Source organism: Saliniferula longa, assembly GCF_050789285.1.
Classification (GTDB): domain Bacteria; phylum Pseudomonadota; class Alphaproteobacteria; order Rhodobacterales; family Rhodobacteraceae; genus CAVPWP01.
Genome location: NZ_JBOUVX010000004.1, coordinates 107602 through 123792, shown reverse-complemented (window position 1 = coordinate 123792; position 16191 = coordinate 107602). Strand labels below are relative to the sequence as shown.

The 16191-nt window shown below is 66.7% G+C and carries 15 protein-coding genes and 1 tRNA gene; 10 read left to right on the top strand and 6 right to left on the bottom strand.

What is annotated here, in order from left to right; all coding sequences use genetic code 11:
- Positions 1-4: 4 nt before the first annotated feature.
- The 3 genes from odhB to lpdA all read left to right on the top strand — a co-directional run bounded on the left by odhB (position 5) and on the right by lpdA (position 3446).
- Entirely contained in the window at positions 5-1516 is a 1512-nt protein-coding gene (gene odhB, locus ACRDNQ_RS17000) for a 2-oxoglutarate dehydrogenase complex dihydrolipoyllysine-residue succinyltransferase (RefSeq protein WP_431829905.1), read from the top strand.
- A 109-nt stretch (positions 1517-1625) separates the two neighbouring features.
- A complete protein-coding gene (locus ACRDNQ_RS16995; RefSeq protein WP_431829904.1) occupies positions 1626-2015 on the top strand; it encodes an MAPEG family protein in 390 nt (129 codons plus the stop codon).
- Positions 2016-2057: 42 nt separating this feature from the next.
- The gene (gene lpdA, locus ACRDNQ_RS16990) at positions 2058-3446 is read left to right on the top strand and encodes a dihydrolipoyl dehydrogenase (protein WP_431829903.1); all 1389 of its coding nucleotides are present in this window, start codon (positions 2058-2060) and stop codon (positions 3444-3446) included.
- A gap of 63 nt (positions 3447-3509) precedes the next feature.
- Here the strand turns inward: lpdA and ACRDNQ_RS16985 are convergent, their stop codons facing one another.
- Both ACRDNQ_RS16985 and ACRDNQ_RS16980 read right to left on the bottom strand, forming a co-directional pair.
- Entirely contained in the window at positions 3510-4160 is a 651-nt protein-coding gene (locus ACRDNQ_RS16985) for a GntR family transcriptional regulator (protein ID WP_431829902.1), read from the bottom strand.
- Between the two features lie 32 nt (positions 4161-4192).
- Positions 4193-4879 carry a M48 family metallopeptidase gene (locus ACRDNQ_RS16980; RefSeq protein ID WP_431829901.1) on the bottom strand — a complete coding sequence of 229 codons (687 nt, stop codon included), beginning with the start codon at positions 4877-4879 and terminating at the stop codon, positions 4193-4195.
- A 184-nt stretch (positions 4880-5063) separates the two neighbouring features.
- Between ACRDNQ_RS16980 and ACRDNQ_RS16975 the strand changes: the two genes are divergently transcribed.
- From ACRDNQ_RS16975 to ACRDNQ_RS16965, 3 genes are all read left to right on the top strand, one after another.
- Positions 5064-5390 (top strand): TIGR02300 family protein, encoded by a 327-nt coding sequence (locus ACRDNQ_RS16975; protein WP_431829900.1) that lies wholly within the window; start codon positions 5064-5066, stop codon positions 5388-5390.
- 96 nt (positions 5391-5486) lie between these two features.
- Positions 5487-5562 (top strand) — tRNA-Ala (locus tag ACRDNQ_RS16970).
- Positions 5563-5726: 164 nt separating this feature from the next.
- On the top strand, positions 5727-7442 hold the full coding sequence (locus tag ACRDNQ_RS16965; RefSeq protein ID WP_431829899.1) for a glycosyltransferase: 1716 nt from the start codon (positions 5727-5729) through the stop codon (positions 7440-7442).
- Between the two features lie 34 nt (positions 7443-7476).
- On the opposite strand, the gene ppk2 is transcribed toward ACRDNQ_RS16965, so the two are convergent.
- Positions 7477-8397, bottom strand: coding sequence for a polyphosphate kinase 2 (gene ppk2, locus ACRDNQ_RS16960; protein WP_431830195.1), 921 nt, complete (start codon positions 8395-8397; stop codon positions 7477-7479).
- 187 nt (positions 8398-8584) lie between these two features.
- Here ppk2 and ACRDNQ_RS16955 point away from each other — a divergent pair, with 187 nt between their 5' ends.
- Both ACRDNQ_RS16955 and ACRDNQ_RS16950 read left to right on the top strand, forming a co-directional pair.
- Positions 8585-9745 (top strand): WD40/YVTN/BNR-like repeat-containing protein, encoded by a 1161-nt coding sequence (locus ACRDNQ_RS16955; protein WP_431829898.1) that lies wholly within the window; start codon positions 8585-8587, stop codon positions 9743-9745.
- Positions 9746-9813: 68 nt separating this feature from the next.
- Positions 9814-10653: an urea carboxylase-associated family protein gene (locus ACRDNQ_RS16950; RefSeq protein ID WP_431829897.1), complete on the top strand. Its 840-nt coding sequence runs from the start codon at positions 9814-9816 to the stop codon at positions 10651-10653.
- 15 nt (positions 10654-10668) lie between these two features.
- Here ACRDNQ_RS16950 and deoD read toward each other — a convergent pair whose 3' ends face one another.
- The 3 genes from deoD to ACRDNQ_RS16935 all read right to left on the bottom strand — a co-directional run bounded on the left by deoD (position 10669) and on the right by ACRDNQ_RS16935 (position 13802).
- Complete coding sequence (gene deoD, locus ACRDNQ_RS16945; protein ID WP_431829896.1) at positions 10669-11373, bottom strand: purine-nucleoside phosphorylase; 705 nt, start codon at positions 11371-11373, stop codon at positions 10669-10671.
- A gap of 7 nt (positions 11374-11380) precedes the next feature.
- Positions 11381-11707, bottom strand: a complete 327-nt coding sequence (locus tag ACRDNQ_RS16940) for an H-NS histone family protein (protein WP_431829895.1) — start codon at positions 11705-11707, stop codon at positions 11381-11383.
- A 127-nt stretch (positions 11708-11834) separates the two neighbouring features.
- Positions 11835-13802 (bottom strand): methylmalonyl-CoA mutase family protein, encoded by a 1968-nt coding sequence (locus ACRDNQ_RS16935; protein WP_431829894.1) that lies wholly within the window; start codon positions 13800-13802, stop codon positions 11835-11837.
- A 176-nt stretch (positions 13803-13978) separates the two neighbouring features.
- Here ACRDNQ_RS16935 and ACRDNQ_RS16930 point away from each other — a divergent pair, with 176 nt between their 5' ends.
- Together ACRDNQ_RS16930 and ACRDNQ_RS16925 are read left to right on the top strand one after the other, a co-directional pair.
- The gene (locus ACRDNQ_RS16930; protein WP_431829893.1) at positions 13979-14749 is read left to right on the top strand and encodes a bestrophin-like domain; all 771 of its coding nucleotides are present in this window, start codon (positions 13979-13981) and stop codon (positions 14747-14749) included.
- Positions 14750-14751: 2 nt separating this feature from the next.
- Complete coding sequence (locus ACRDNQ_RS16925; protein ID WP_431829892.1) at positions 14752-16176, top strand: 1-acyl-sn-glycerol-3-phosphate acyltransferase; 1425 nt, start codon at positions 14752-14754, stop codon at positions 16174-16176.
- Positions 16177-16191 lie beyond the last annotated feature (15 nt).

The window sequence follows — 16191 nt, the reverse complement described above, 5'->3', positions numbered from 1 at the left end:
CAGGATGAGCACAGAAGTCCGTGTGCCCACGCTGGGGGAAAGCGTCACCGAAGCCACTGTGGCGACCTGGTTCAAGAAGCCGGGCGACAGCGTGGCCGTCGACGAGATGCTGTGCGAACTCGAAACCGACAAGGTCACGGTCGAGGTGCCGTCGCCTGTGGCCGGCACCCTGTCCGAGATCGTGGCGGGTGAAGGCCAGTCCGTCGGCGTCGATGCGCTTCTGGCGATGATCGCCGAAGGCGCAGCCGCGGCGAAACCGGCCGAGGCGCCGAAACCCGCGGCCGCCAACGGCGCAACGGGTGGTGGCGGGTCGGTCGACGTCATGGTGCCGACGCTGGGCGAAAGCGTGACCGAGGCGACGGTCTCGACCTGGTTCAAGAAGGAAGGCGACAGCGTCGCCGCCGACGAGATGCTGTGCGAACTCGAGACCGACAAGGTCTCGGTCGAGGTGCCCGCGCCCGCCGCCGGCGTCCTGACGAGCATCCTCGCGAAAGAGGGCGAGACGGTTCAGGCCGGCGGCAAGCTGGGCGTGCTGGCGGCCGGCGGCGCGGCCGCCGCCCCTGTGGCGAAGCCTGAAGCCGCGCCTGCCGCCGCCGCTGCGCCCGCCTCGACCGGGGCGAAGGACGTGGAGAATGCGCCCTCGGCCAACAAGATGATGGCCGAGAAGGGGCTCACGCCCGACCGGGTGCAGGGCACGGGCCGCGACGGCCGCATCATGAAGGAAGACGTGGCCCGCGCCCTTGCCGCCGGTCAGGCCGCCGCGAAGACGGCCGAACCTGCGCAGATGCCCCGCGCCCCGGTCCCGGCCGAAGATGCCGCGCGCGAAGAGCGGGTCAAGATGACCCGCCTGCGCCAGACCATCGCCCGCCGCCTGAAGGACGCCCAGAACACCGCAGCGATGCTGACGACCTACAACGAGGTCGACATGTCCGCCGTTATGGCGCTGCGCAACGAATACAAGGACCTCTTCGAGAAGAAGCACGGCGTGAAGCTTGGCTTCATGTCCTTCTTCGTGAAGGCCTGCTGCCATGCGCTGAAGGAAATCCCCGAGGTCAACGCCGAGATCGACGGCACCGATGTCGTCTACAAGAACTTCGTGCACATGGGCGTGGCCGTGGGCACGCCCAGCGGGCTTGTCGTGCCGGTGCTGCGTGACGCCGACCAGATGAGCTTTGCCGCCATCGAGAAGAAGATCGCCGAACTGGGCGTGCGCGCCCGCGACGGCAAGCTGTCGATGGCCGAGATGCAGGGCGGCACCTTCACGATCTCGAACGGCGGGGTCTATGGATCGCTCATGTCCTCGCCCATCCTGAACCCGCCCCAGTCGGGCATCCTCGGCATGCACAAGATTCAAGACCGGCCCATCGCCGTCGGTGGGCAGGTGGTGATCCGCCCGATGATGTATCTGGCGCTCAGCTACGATCACCGCATCGTCGACGGCAAGGGCGCGGTCACCTTCCTCGTGCGCGTCAAGGAGGCGCTCGAGGACCCGCGCCGACTCCTGATGGATCTGTGATCGCAGGCAGGGTGGTTCTGCTTGGCCGAAATATCCGTCCGGGGACATGCGCCGCAGGTGCACGGGGGGCAGTCAGCCCCCCGCCCGGCCCCGGATCGGGAACAAAACGATGACCCCTGAACTGACTGTTCTCGCCTTCGCCTTTCTCCTGCAGGTCGTCCAGATCGGGCTCTACTCCCATGTCGCGCGTGCGCAGGTGGGCACGCGCACGGCGCTTCTGCCACGCGACGAACCGGTGGTGCTGTCCGGCCTCGCGGGCCGTGCCCAGCGGGCGATGAACAACCATTTCGAGGGACTTCTCCTTTTCGCCGTCGCGGTGACGGTGGTGACGCTCTCGGGCAAGGCCTCGGGCACAACCGCCGCCATGGCCTGGATCTATCTGGCCGCCCGCATTGCCTATGTGCCCGCCTATCTCTACGGCTGGGTGCCTTGGCGCTCGCTCGTCTGGACGGCGGGCTTTCTCGCGACGACGGCGATGGTGATCGCCGCGCTTCTCTGACATTGAACGCAGACCAAAGACACAGGATGACCGGAGGACCCCATGGCAAGCTATGACGTGATCGTAATCGGCTCGGGCCCGGGCGGCTATGTCTGCGCCATCCGCTGCGCGCAGCTTGGCCTGAAGACCGCTTGCGTCGAGGGGCGCGAGACGCTGGGCGGCACCTGCCTCAACGTGGGCTGCATCCCGTCGAAGGCGCTTCTGCACGCCACGCACCAGTTGCATGAGGCCGAACACAACTTCGCCGCCATGGGCCTCAAGGGCGCCGCGCCCAAGGTCGACTGGGCACAGATGCTGGCCTACAAGGACGACGTGATCGGCCAGAACACCAAGGGCATCGAGTTCCTTTTCAAGAAGAACAAGGTCGACTGGCTGAAGGGATGGGGGTCGATCCCCGAAGCCGGCAAGGTCAAGGTCGGCGACGAGGTCCACGAGGCGAAGCACATCGTCATCGCCACCGGGTCCGAGGCGTCGTCCCTTCCGGGCGTCGAGATCGACGAGAAGGTCGTCGTCACCTCGACCGGCGCGCTGGCCCTCCCGAAGATCCCGAAGAAGCTTGTCGTGATCGGCGCAGGCGTCATCGGCCTCGAGATGGGATCGGTCTATGCCCGGCTCGGCGCCGAGGTCACCGTCATCGAATATCTCGACCAGATCACCCCCGGCATGGACGGCGAGGTGCAGAAGACCTTCCAGCGCATCCTCAAGAAACAGGGCCTCGACTTCATCATGGGCGCCGCCGTGCAGAAGGTGGAGGCGACCAAGACCAAGGCCAAGGTCACCTACAAGTTGCGCAAGGACGACAGCGTGGCGACGGTCGAGGCCGACACGGTCCTGGTCGCCACGGGCCGCCGCCCCTACACCGACGGTCTTGGCCTGCAGGCGCTGGGCGTCGAGATGACCGACCGTGGCCAGGTCAGGACGGACGCCCACTGGGCGACCAGCGTCAAGGGCATCTACGCCATCGGCGACTGCATTGCGGGCCCGATGCTCGCCCACAAGGCCGAGGACGAAGGGATGGCCGTCGCCGAAACCATCGCCGGTCAGGCCGGCCACGTGAACTACGGCGTGATCCCCGGCGTGATCTACACCCACCCCGAAGTCGCGACCGTCGGCAAGACCGAAGAACAGCTCAAGGACGAAGGCCGCGCCTACAAGGTCGGAAAGTTCTCGTTCATGGGCAACGGTCGGGCAAAGGCGGTCTTCGCCGGTGACGGTTTCGTCAAGATTCTCGCCGACAAGGAGACCGACCGCGTCCTCGGCACCCATATCATCGGGCCGATGGCGGGCGATCTCATCCACGAGATCTGCGTCGCGATGGAGTTCGGCGCCGCGGCCGAAGATGTCGCGCGCACCTGCCACGCCCATCCGACCTTCTCGGAAGCCGTGCGCGAGGCCGCCCTGGCCTGCGGCGACGGGCCGATCCACAGCTAGGGACGTCTTCTGGCCGGAAATACCTCGGGGTGAATGCGCGCAGCGCAGAGGGGCAGGGCCCCTCTACCCCGTCAGCATCCTGAGACCCTGCGTCACGTCCGTGCGCACCGCAAGCCGGAGCCCGGGCTCGTCGCCGGCGCGCAGCGCGGCGATGATCGCGCGGTGGTGCACCGGCGCCTCGGTGCGCTTGAGCCGCGCATAAAGGCTGCGCATGGTGGGACCGAGCTGAAGCCAGACCGTCTCGGTCGTGGCCAGCATCGCCGGCGCCTGCGCGCGCAGGTAAAGCGTGCGGTGAAACTCGAGGTTGGTGCGGATGTAGCCCACCACGTCGCCCTTCGCGATCACTTCGGCAATCGCCATGTTGATGGTCTGAAGCCGTTCGATCAGCGCCATGTGGGCGCGGGGCAGGGCGCGGCTGGCAAGTTCGGTCTCGATCAGCGCGCGCAGCGCGGCCAGTTCCTCGATCCGCTCGTTGGCAAGCTCCGGCGTCGCCACGCGCCCCGAGGCGCTCATCGTCAGCGCGCCCTCCGCCACCAGTCGCCGCACCGCCTCACGCGCGGGGGTCATCGAGACGCCATAGGTTCGCCCGATCCCGCGCAGCGTCATGGCTTCGCCCGGGGCCATCTCGCCATGCATGATGCGCGCGCGAATGGCGCGATAGACGCGGTCATGCGCCAGGCTCTGGGTGTCCGAGGATCGCGTGGTCTGCGCCATGGGGCGGATGTGATCACACGTCCCGACGCCGGTCAATCGGCGAACGCGAACCGGTGCAGCGATCCGCCATGCTCACGCAGCCAGCGGCGGTGACGGGCGTGATCGGGGCACAGGCGCGCCACGACCTCCCAGAAGGCGGGCGAGTGGTCCATCCGCGCAAGATGGGCCACTTCGTGCGCCGCGACGTAATCGAGAACCGCCTCGGGCGCCATGACGAGGCGCCAGGAGTACATCAGGATGCCCTCGCTGCTGCACGATCCCCAGCGCGAGCGCGTGTCGCGCAGCCGCAGCGCGCTGTAGGGGCGTCCAAGACGTGCCGCGTGCCGGTCGGATGCCTCGGCCAGACGGTCCCGTGCCAGCGCCTTCAGCCAGGCGGCGGTCGCCGCGGCCGGGCGCCCCTCGGGCACCACGAGGACGTCGCCCTCACGGCGCGGTGCCCGCACCCTTGCCGGGGCAAGGACCAGTGCCTGACCCAGCACGGGCAGCCGCGTGCCCGGCCCGACGGCCTCGGTCGGCGGCAGGGCGGACAGGGCCTCGCGCAGCCAGCCTTCGCGCGTGCGGGCAAAATCCATCGCCTTGCGCTCCGAGACATGGTCGGGAAGCGTCAGGGTGACCCGGCCGTCGTGGCGCGATACGCGCAAGACCAGCCGGCGCGCGCGCGCGGACCGCTTCAATGTCACCGTGATCGGGGGATCGCCCGCAAGGATCGTCTGCCCCATGTGCCCCGCCTGCCGTTAACCTGCCCGCAACCTGCCGGCCCGGAGTCTAGGGCGGTGAGCATGCCTTTGACAGGGGGAATCCGCCCGCCCCGCACGCACGTGCCGAAACCCTTTGACAGTGCCGGGGGCATGTGGCACGTCGCCCCGAATCCGTAACATGAACGACTCATCGAAAGGGATGCGCATGCCCAAAGCAGAATGGGGCACCAAGCGGGTCTGTCCGACCACCGGTCGGCGGTTCTACGATCTTGGCAAGACCCCGATCGTCAGCCCCTACACGGGCGAGGTCGTGACGCTGGAAACCGGCCGCACCAGCCGGGTTCTGGTCAGCGAACGCGCCGCGAAGGCCGCCAAGCCCGAGGTGCATGAAGACGAAGACGATCTGGTCCTCGAGGACGAGGACGCGGCGGATGTGGATATCGGCGACGACATCCTCGATGACGAGGACGAAGACGACGATGTTTCGCTTGACGACCTGGCCGATGTGGCCGGTGACGACGAGGACGTCTGATCGGGCAGGGGCCGATTTTTCCCTTGCAGTGCTTCGGTCTCTGACCTAAAGCACCACGCACGGCGCGGCGGCCCCTGGCCGCCCCGCACCACGGTCGGGGCCATAGCTCAGTTGGGAGAGCGCTTGCATGGCATGCAAGAGGTCAGGGGTTCGACTCCCCTTGGCTCCACCAAACCCCTCCGTTTCCACCCATGACGGCCCTCCCTCGGGGGCACACCTGACCGGCATGCGCTTGGGGCGCGTTCTAGACGGGCCGACGTCGACGCCGTAGGGTTCGTGCGATCACCCGAAGCGCCGTGCGGCCTTCGGCCCGCACTGGACGAGAGCTTGGATTTGGTGGCGCTTCCACGTATCGGCATGCTCTGGATGGAAGGGCCGCTCAGCTATCTCGAGCAGCTTTGCATCGTGTCGTTCCGCGACGCCGGGCACGACGTCGTGCTTTACCATTATGGCGAGGTTCTGAACGTTCCGGACGGCATCGCGCGGGCCGATGCCGCCAGCATCCTTCCCCGAGACGGCGGCGACCTGACCCATGCACGCACCGGATCGCCGGCGCTGCATTCCGACCTCTTCCGCTACCGGCTTCTGAAGGCGGAACCGGGAATGATCTGGGCGGACACCGATGCCTATTGCCTGCGCCCGTTCGAGACGCGTGACGGCCATTTCTATGGCTGGGAAAGCGACCGGCATGTGAACGGTGGCGTTCTGGGTCTTCCCGCCGACAGCGCGACGCTGGCCGCCCTTCTCGAGTTCACCAGCGATGTCTTCGCCATCCCTCCGTGGTACGACGAAGCGGCGCAGCAGGAGTATCGTGCCGCCGCCGCTGCCGGCACGCCGGTGCATGCCGGCGAAATGCGGTGGGGCGTCTGGGGCCCGCATGCGCTGACGCATTTCCTGCAGGCGACGGGCGAGATCGCACACGCCTTCCCGCGCCACGTGCTTTACCCCTTCACCTTTCAGGAACGTCGAAAGATGTTGCAGCGCGGGTTCGACACCTCGGGCCATCTGTTGCCCGACACGCGGTCGATCCACTTCTACGGTCGGCGGATGCGCAAGCGCCTTGTCGAGGCGGAAGGCGGCATTCCCCCGCGCTGGAGCCTTCTTGGGCGGCTCCTTGCCACCCATGGAATCGATCCCGTCGCCGCACCGATCCCGGTCGCGGCGCCGGTGGACGAGATCGGACCTGCATCATCGGACGACGCAGGCGAAACGCAGGAACTCGTGACGCTGGCCGTGATCGCCTACAATCAGGAAGCGGTCGTCCGCGACGCGATCGAGGGCGCCTTTTCGCAGGTCCACCAGCCGCTCGAGATCCTGCTCAGCGACGACGGATCGTCCGACGGCACCTTTGCGATCATGCAGGAGATGGCAGCCGCCTATGACGGACCGCATCGGGTAAGGTTGAACAGAAACCCCCGCAATCTTGGGCTGATCGGACACGTGAACACGGTGTTCGAGCTGGCTGAAGGGGTGCTGATCGTGCCGAACGCCGGCGACGACATCTCGTTGCCCGATCGCTGCGCCGAGATGTACCGGGCCTACAGACGCACCCGGGCGCCGTTGCTTTACTCGGACACGATCGCGATCGCGCGCGACGGCACGCCCATCGGAAAGCGATCGAGGAAATCGGTGGTCGAGGCGAATGACACCATCGCGGCGGCCCTGCGCGGGCGCCGGTCCGTCATCGGCGCAAGCTGCGCGTGGGGACGCGCGCTTTACGAGGTCTTCGGCCCGATTGTGGAAACCGGTGCCTACGAGGATTCGGTGCTTTACGGCCGGGCGCGCCTTCTGGGGCAGGTCGATCATGTGCCGCTGGCCCTGGTGAAGTATCGGCAGGGCGGGCACTCCCGCGGGGACGAGTCGCTGGAATGGCGGCTCAGGCGGGCCGAGGTCTCGCAGGCGGTGCTGCGCCAGCGGAGGAGGGACATCGACCGCTTCGCGCGCTGGATCACGGCGGAAGTCGACGACGAGCTGTCGTCGATCGAAACGCGGCTCGCACGGCTGCGCGAGAAGATCGTGCGTGAGGCCGGCGCGTCTGACCAGACGCCTTGACGCGACTGCGAGGCCCATCTGTCCTGCAGCCGACTCAGTACCTTTGCGGCACGTAAAGCTCGGGCGGCAGGACGGCGCGTTCGTAATTCGGGTTGAACACGCGTTCGGGCAGCGTGACGTCCTCGTGCGGGACGGGCTCGTAGGGGATCTGGCTCAGAAGGTGCGCCATGCAGTTGAGCCGTGCGCGCTTCTTGTCGTTGCCTTCGACGATGTACCAGGGCGCCTCGGGGATGTTGGTGCGGGCGAAGGTCTCTTCCTTGGCCTTGGTATAGTCCTCCCACCGGACCCGGCTTTGCAGATCCATCGGCGACAGCTTCCACTGCTTGAGCGGGTCGTGAATGCGCATGAGAAAGCGCAGTTGCTGTTCCTCGTCGGTGATCGAGAACCAGTACTTGATCACCCGGATTCCCGACCGCACCAGCATCCGCTCGAACTCGGGCACATCGCGGAAGAACTCTTCGACCTGATCGGGGCTGGCAAAGCCCATCACCCGCTCGACGCCCGAGCGGTTGTACCAGGACCGGTCGAACAGAACGATCTCGCCGCCCGCGGGAAGATGCGGAACGTAGCGCTGGAAGTACCACTGTGTCTTTTCCCGATCCGAAGGCGCGGGCAGGGCCACGACCCGCGCCACGCGCGGATTGAGCCGCTGGGTGATGCGCTTGATCACCCCGCCCTTGCCAGCGCTGTCGCGCCCTTCGAAAACCACCACGACCTTCTCGCCGTGATAGGAGACCCAGTCCTGCAGCTTGATCAGTTCGGCCTGCAGACGCAGCAATTCGCGGAAGTAGACCGCGCGGGGCAGGGTCTCGGGGCGCGTCGCGCGATAGATGCGCCGGAGTTCGGCCGAAATCGCGGGCTCCGAGATCTCGAGTTCCAGATCCTCGTCCAAGGTGTCGGCCAGTTCTGCCTCAAGCCAGTCAAGGCCCTCTTCGCACTTGTCCTTGTCGTTCATGTCGCACGCCTCGTGGACGACCCCTGTCTGCCGCAGCATACGCAGTTCCTTTGACAGGTCGAGATGACGCTTTCTTGACAGCGCGGCCCACGATTCCGGGTGCCGTTTGAGGCGGTGCCGTGTGGGGCCACTGTCGCGCTTCGGTTCGGCCGGGGCTGTGCTATTCTGTGCGTGGGGAGGATCACGCATGACCGATGGACCGACGCTGTTGGTCGGCACGACCAAAGGCGCCTTTCTGCTTTCGGGCGACCGATCGCGGACGGGCTGGAAGCTGAGCGGTCCGCACTGCGGCGGCTGGCCGATCAACCACATGGTCGCCGATCCCGCCACCGGCATCCTCTGGGCCGGCGGGGGCAGCGACTGGACGGGGGCCGGCGTCTGGCGCAGCACCGATGGCGGCGCGACCTGGACCCTGTCGAAGCTGTCGACCGGCACGATCGACGACTGGGCCGCGAACGATCCTGATTTCGCGGCCTTCATCGGCTGGCAGCCGGGCGAAGCCGCCTTCGGCAAGTCGCTCTCGTCGGTCTGGTCGCTTCACTTCGCCCACGGCCTTCTACATGCCGGGACCAAACCCGCCCAGATCGTGACCAGCGCTGACCACGGTCTGACATGGGAGATGGGCAAGGCCCTGGCCGCCTTTCCAGGGCGCGAGGACTGGACCCCCGGCGCGGCGGGCCTGGTGCTTCACACGATCGTCAGTCACCCGGGCGATCCCGCCAAGCTCTGGCTGGGCATCTCGGCCGCCGGGGTCTTTGCCACCGAGGACGGCGGCCAAAGCTGGGACAGGCGCAACCGCATGTCGAACGCCGGGGCCTGCGTTCATCACGACCACCCGGCCGGGCCGAGGGGCGGGGAAACCGGCCACTGCGTGCACAACATGATGCGGGCACCGGGCGCGGGCGACGTCCTGTACCAGCAGAACCACCACGGGGTCTTCCGCAGCCCCGACGGCGGGCGCAGCTGGGACGACGTCACCGAGGGCCTGCCCTCGACCTTCGGGTTTCCGATCCGCGTTCATCCGCGCGATCCCGGCACGATCTGGACGGTCCCACTGAACGGCGACACGCAGGGTCGCTTTCCCCCCGGCGCCAGCGCGGCCGTCTGGAAGTCGACCGACGGCGGGGCGACATGGGGCCCCCGGCAGCAGGGTCTGCCGGCCGAGAATTGCTTCTTCACCGTCCTCCGGCAGGCGATGGCAGGGGATGACCGCGATCCGGCGGGGGTCTATTTCGGGACGAACTCGGGCTCGGTCTTCGCCAGCCGCGACGAGGGCGAAACTTGGGACGAGATCGCCCGTCATCTGCCCACCGTCCTGTCGGTCGAGGCGGTCGATCTTTCGGGCTGAGCGGGGTCGGGATTGACCACCCGGCTGCGCTGTGCGGGGATGGGGGAACACGTGCCCCGAGGACGCCCATGCCCGCACCAACCGACGCCGACGCCCGCCGCGCGATCGCCCCGGTGATCTGCTATCCGACCGAGACGCTGCCGCAGCCCGATCTTGCCCTGTATCGCCGCGCGCGGGGAACCGCGCGAAAGGTCTCGGAAGTCACGGCGCCCCCGCGCGAGGCGGCGTGCTTTCACGTGCCGGCGGGCGCCTTTTTCCGGATCAACTGCATCGAAGGGCCGCAAGTGGGCGATCTGAACTTGTGGAATGCAGCGGACCTGTCCGAGCGCTTCTATTCCGGCAAGACCCGCGCGCTGCATGGCACGCACCTGTCCACCGGCGACAGGCTTTGGTCGTCGTTCCCAACGCTTCGCCCGATGGCGACCATCATCGAGGACACGCTGGACTGGTACGGGGTCGATTCCCACGGGGGCAGGGTTCACGACGTGATCGGAACACGCTGCGATCCCTATACGCACACGCTCTTGTCGGGGGGGCAGTACCACCATTGCTGCCACTCGAACCTGACGCGGGCGCTGGCCGAGGAGTCGCGCCTGCCACGCAAGACGGCGGAAGGCCATGTGCATGACGTGCTTAACGTCTTCATGTGCACGGGCTTCACGCGCGACACCGGGCAGTACTTCATGAAGGCAAGCCCGGTGCGGCCCGGCGACTTTCTTGAGTTCTTTGCCGAGATCGAGCTTCTTGGCGCCTTGTCGGCCTGCCCCGGCGGCGACTGCTCGTCCGAGCATTCAAGCGATACGGCCGCCTGCTTTCCCTTGCTGGTCGAGGTCTTCGTGCCCGAAGACGGCGCGCTTGACGGGTGGGCGCCGCCGCCCGTCAACGGCTACGACCGCAGCCATGGCTAGGGCCGTGGCGGCTGGTCAGGCGAAGGCGGCTTCCAGCGCGATCTCGACCATGTCGCCGAAGCTGCGCTCGCGGTCAGCGCTGGGCAGGGCCTCTCCGGTCACGAGGTGATCCGAGACGGTCAGCACCGCAAGCGCCCTGCGGGCATAGCGGGCGGCAAGGATGTAAAGCTCGGCCGCTTCCATCTCGACCCCCAGGATGCCATGGCGGGTCATCTGCTCGTTCAGGTCGGGGCGTTCGTCGTAGAAGACGTCCGACGAATAGATGCCGCCCACATGTGTCGGAACGCCCTTCGCCTCGGCCGCCGCTGCGGCCGCGCGAAGAAGCGACCAGTCGGCCGAGGGCGCAAAGTTGAGATCGCGAAAAATCCCACGCGACGGCGTCGACAGCGTGGAGGCCGTCATCGCGAGGATCACGTCGCGAACCTTCACCTTCTCCTGCATCCCGCCGCAAGAGCCGATCCGGATCAGCGTCTGCGCACCGTAGTCGCGGATCAATTCGTTCACGTAGATCGACAGGCTTGGCATTCCCATGCCCGATCCGTGTATCGTGACGCGATTGCCGTTCCATGTGCCGGTGAATCCCAGCATTCCGCGGACCTGATTGATCTGAACGGCATCCTTCAGAAATGTCTCGGCCGCCCATTTCGCGCGGTAGGGATCGCCGGGCAACAGAACCGTTTCAGCGATCTCGCCGGGCCGTGCGCCGATGTGAATCGTCATGGCAGTGTCAGATCGCCATGTCGTCGGGCGATTTACCCGAGGCGATCGCCGCCTTGAACCATTCAGGCTGACGGCCGCGCCCGGACCACGTCTGCGAGGCATCGGCGGGATTCCGATATTTCGGCGCGCCCGCGGCCTTCGCGGCGGCCTTGCCGCGCCCGCGTCCGCCCCCGATGACGTCCTGAAGGCTGAAGCCGTGCTTCTTCGCCGCCTCTTCCACGGCCTTCCGGGCCTCGGCCAGCTTATGCTTCGTGCGGTCGACCAATTCCTTGTCGATATCCGCCTTCAGCTTTTCCAGCTGCTTTTCGTTCAATTCGGAAAGATTGATCTTCATGTCCGTCCCCGCGGGTTTTGAGCGCCCATTCATTACCATGCTTTATTGCCCGCACAATAAGGATTCTCCGGGAATTCGGAACGCGAATCCTTCGACGATGATTTCCGGCGTGTATTCCGCGGGGCGGCTATTCGGCGGCGATCAGCCGGCGATCGGCAAGCGTCACGACATCCATCATGATGCGATTAAGCTCGAAATCCTTGGGTGTATAGACGGCGGCGACGCCCATTCCGCGCAGCCGCGCCGCATCGTCTTCGGGGATGATGCCGCCGACGACGACCGGCGTCGCGGTGAGGCCCGCCTCGTGCATCAGGCGCATCGTTTCGGCGACCAGCGGCAGGTGGCTGCCCGACAGGATCGACAGGCCGACGACATGCACGGCCTTCTCGCGCGCGGCCTCGACAATCTCGGCCGGGGTCAGGCGGATGCCTTCGTAAAGGATCTCCATCCCGCAGTCGCGGGCGCGCGAGGCAATCTGTTCGGCGCCGTTCGAATGTCCGTCAAGGCCGGGCTTGCCGACCAGGAACCGCAGGCGGGTGCCAAGCTTGCGCGACACGGTGTCGACGGCATCGCGGATTTCGTCCAGGCCTTCGGTCCGGTTCGACGGGCTGCGGCTGACGCCCGTGGGGGCGCGGTACTGGCCGAAGACCGACCGCACCACATCCCCCCATTCCCCGGTCGTGGCGCCCGCCTTCGCGGCGGCGATCGACGGGGGCATGATGTTGCGGCCGTCGCGCGCGGCGGCGCGCAGATCGTCAAGCGCCGCACGCACGGCCGCCTCGTCGCGTGCCGCGCGCCAGGCGTTCAGGCGGGTGACCTGATCTGCCTCGGCTTCTGCGTCGGCGACCATGATCGTGTCCTCGCCCGCGGTCAGGGGGCTTGGTTCGGCCTCGGTATAGCGGTTCACGCCGATCACCGTGGTCTGGCCGTTCTCGATCCGGGCGATCCGCTCCGCATTCGATTCGACCAGCCGCGATTTCATGTATTCGATCGCCTCGACCGCGCCGCCCATGGCGTCGATCTGCGCAAGCTCGGCCCGCGCGCCGGCTTTCAGGTCCTCGACCCGGGCATCGACTGCCGGGTTGCCGTCGAAGAGATCGTCGAATTCCAGAAGGTCCGTCTCGAACGCCAGGATCTGCTGCATGCGAAGCGACCATTGCTGGTCCCAGGGGCGGGGCAGGCCAAGGGCCTCGTTCCATGCGGGAAGCTGCACCGCGCGGGCGCGGGCCTTCTTCGATAGTGTGACGGCCAGCATTTCGATCAGGATGCGGTAGACGTTGTTCTCGGGCTGCTGCTCGGTCAGGCCAAGGGAATTGACCTGCACGCCGTAGCGGAAGCGGCGGAACCGTTCGTCCTCGACCCCATAGCGGTCGCGGCAGATCTCGTCCCAGAGATCGACGAAGGCGCGCATCTTGCACATCTCGGTGACGAAGCGGATGCCCGCGTTGACGAAGAACGAGATGCGCCCGACCATCTCCGGGAAATGCTCGGGCGCGACCTTTTCCTGGAGGTCGTCCAGCACGGCTGTCGCGGTGGCCAGCGCGAAAGCCAGTTCCTGCTCGGGCGTGGCGCCGGCCTCCTGCAGATGGTAGGAGCAGACGTTCATGGGGTTCCATTTGGGCAGGTGCGCGCGCGTGTAGGCGGCGACATCCGTGATCATCCGAAGCGACGGGCGCGGCGGGCACACATAGGTGCCGCGGCTGAGGTATTCCTTGATGATGTCGTTCTGGACCGTGCCCTGAAGCTGGGCGACGTCGGCGCCCTGTTCCTCGGCCACGGCGATATAGAGCGCCAGAAGCCAAGGCGCCGTGGCGTTGATCGTCATCGAGGTGTTCATCTGTTCAAGCGGGATCGCGTCAAAGAGCGTCCGCATGTCGCCCAGATGCGCGATCGGCACACCGACCTTGCCGACCTCGCCGCGGGCAAGTTCGTGATCGCTGTCATATCCCGTCTGGGTGGGCAGGTCGAAGGCAACCGACAGGCCTGTCTGCCCCTTTCCGAGGTTCCCGCGATAGAGCGCGTTCGAGGCCTCGGCCGTGGAATGGCCCGCGTACGTGCGGAAAAGCCAGGGCTTGTCCTTGAGGGTGTTGGGCATATGTCGGCCTCGCGAATCCCGAATGGCAATTTTATTGCGCGTTGCCGTTGATATTGGAAACTTAATGACGAAGTCAATCGGAATGCTGCGCCGCGGCATCTGGGGCTGGTCAATCCCGGATGCAGCGGGCAGAAACGCGAGAGGCGGCGGGAACCAGAATGGCAAGGCAAGAGTTGATGTATGATCTTCCCTCGGGCCTGATCGCCGCCGTCCTCATGATTTCGATGATCGCCGCGATGTACGGGGGACTGTCGGTCGGACGGGTCGCCCGAAAGAAGCGTGACGAAGAGGCCAAGAGTCAGACGCTGACCGTGCAGGGGTCGCTGTTGGGTATTCTGGGCCTTCTTCTCGGGTTCACCTTCTCGGTCTCTCTGTCGCGCTACGACATGCGAAGCCAGGCCGTGGTGGATGAAGCGAATGCCATCGGCACCGCGTGGCTCAGGACGGACCTTCTGGCGGACGAACCGCGCGCGGAAGCCCGCGCCTTGCTGCATCGATATGCGATCGTTCGCTCCGAGGCGGGACGCGTGCCCGCGTCGGAGGAGGACCGCCGCCTGATCCTTGTGAACGCCGCGGAAGAGATCTTCGAAAAGCTCTGGGTCCTGGCGGCGCAGGAGGCGCGGTCCGAGCGTGGTCCCGTCGCCCTGGCGTTCGTGACGTCCCTTAACGACATGTCGGACGCGCTGCTGTCGCGGAACGCCGCCATCGAACGGCATGTTCCCGAGGTCGTCCTGTTCACGCTTTACGGAACGTTCATCGTCGTTGGCGCGGTTCTGGGGCTTGGTTCGGCGCAAGGCGGTCTGCGTCCCGGCCCCCCGGTCTATGCGATGATAGCGCTTATCGTCGTGCTGGTTTTCCTGATCATCGACCTTGATCGCCCGCGCCGCGGCCTCATCGAAGTCGACCAGTCGCCACTTCTGACGCTGGCGGCCGAGATGGAGCCCTAGCGGTGACGGCAAGGGTCGAACTGCCGGTCTGGGCGCTTGTCCTGATCCTGCTTTTTGCCGCCGTCACCTTCGCCTCGCATTTCCTCTTTCCGTCCGTGCGCTGGTTTCTTCGCCGGCGGGCCGAACGCGTGGTCGCGGAACTGAACAAGCGGCTGGAGCGCCCGATCCAGCCCTTCAAGCTGGCCCGACGAACCGACATGATCCAGCGCGTCATCTACGACCGCGATGTGGTCGAGGCGGTCCAGGCCCGCGCCACCGAAACCGGCGTGCGCGAGGACGTGGTTTTCGCCGAGGCCAAGCGCTATGCGCGCGAGATCGTGCCCTCGTTCAGCGCGACCGCCTATTTCGGCTTTGCCACGCGGGTCGCGAAGCGTCTGTCGCGGTTTCTCTTCGACGTCCACTTCGCCGAGACGCGACCCGGGTCGCTTGCGGCGATCGATCCCGAGGCGACGGTCATCTACGTGATGAACCACCGGTCGAACATGGACTATGTGCTCGTCACCTACCTTGCCGCGCGGCGGTCGGCGCTGTCCTACGCTGTGGGCGAATGGGCGCGGGTCTGGCCCTTGACGGGCTTCATCCGGTGGATGGGGGCCTTCTTCATTCGCCGGCGGTCCAGCAACGGCCTCTATCGCCAGGTGCTGGCGCGATATGTGCAGTTGTCCACCCAGGCCGGTGTGCCGCAGGCCATGTTTCCCGAGGGCGGGCTAAGCCTGAGCGGTGCGCCGGGCGACCCGAAGCTGGGGCTGATCAGCTATATCATCGAGGGCTACTCCCTCTCCGGTCGCGACATGGTCTTCGTGCCGGTTGCGATCAACTATGATCGCGTGCTCGAGGACCGGGTGCTCGTTGCCGCCGGACGACGGGGCGACCGGCGGTTTCGCGCCTCGGCGGCCGAGGCCTTCATGTTCTCGCTGCGCTATCTCTGGCGCCGTGTGCGGGGACGGGGACATCGCTTCGGCGCCGCGGCCGTCGTGGCCGCCGAGCCGCTGTCGTTGCGCCTGATGGCCGAGGCCGACGGTGTGCCCTCGCCCGAGGTCCTTGCCCGCGCGCTGTTCGACCGGATCCGGGCGTCGGTCCCCATCCCGCTGGTTCCCCTTGTCGCCCATGCCATCCGCGATGCGGCCGACACCGGAGCGGCCCCTGACGACGACGCCATCGTCGCCGCCGTTGGGGATCTGGTCCAGGCGATCGAGGGCCAGCGTCTGTTCCTCACCTTCGATCCCGCGCAGCTCGACACGGCGGTCCGGTTCGAGCTTTCGGTCCTGCGCCGGCGCCGGATCCTTGCGCCCGGTCCCACGGTCGCACCGCAGGGCGACGGGCCGGAGCTTCTGGCGTTCTACGCCCGTTCGGTCGCCCATCACCTTGCTGCGGACTCGAAGCCAGCCGCCGAGGGGCGTGCCCCCGCCGAATTCGAACCGACATAAAATTACAAGTTGGCG